Below are 568 nucleotides of genomic sequence, written 5' to 3' on the forward strand. Positions count from 1 at the left end.
TCTAGTAAATGTGTTGCAACTCTACTATACAGGATTTATTCCTTTTTGTGTTTACACAACTTATTGTACACTACCTCTTAGAAGCCCTCTTGGCGGTCTTAGCAGTTGTTACTGGTTTCTTTGGAATGAACGTTCCATTGCCCTTTACAAACGATCCCAATGCCTGGATTTATATTTCGATCGCTAGCTTCGTCTTGTGGTTGATTTTATCACGAATCTTGCGCTGGATTGCCCATAAACGATAAAAAAAGAGAGGTAGGGAAGAAATTCCTTACCTCTTTCGTATCTTGGCTATTTCAGAAAATCTTTCATTTTTAACTCTGCCTCCCCTAAGAAGAAGAGGCAGTTTTGATACAAGTGATCGACTGTACAAAATCTTCTTGGAAATAGTAGGAGTAGATTTAAAAGTACTGAGTGGATTATAAACAATTTATAATTGGATTGAATCGTTGAATCAGTTAAATGAATGAAGCATTTTAATGATACTGAAATAGGTAGTGTACAATAAGTTGTGTAAACACAAAAAGGAATAAATCCTGTATAGTAGAGTTGCAACACATTTACTAGA

The 568-nt window shown here is 35.2% G+C and carries 1 pseudogene; it reads left to right on the forward strand.

What is annotated here, in order from left to right:
* Window positions 1-74: 74 nt before the first annotated feature.
* Window positions 75-245: pseudogene (locus K1J10_RS10685) on the forward strand (CorA family divalent cation transporter); the annotation flags it as partial.
* Window positions 246-568: the final 323 nt, after the last annotated feature.

This window comes from Streptococcus australis (genome assembly GCF_019930045.1).
Taxonomy (GTDB): domain Bacteria; phylum Bacillota; class Bacilli; order Lactobacillales; family Streptococcaceae; genus Streptococcus; species Streptococcus australis_D.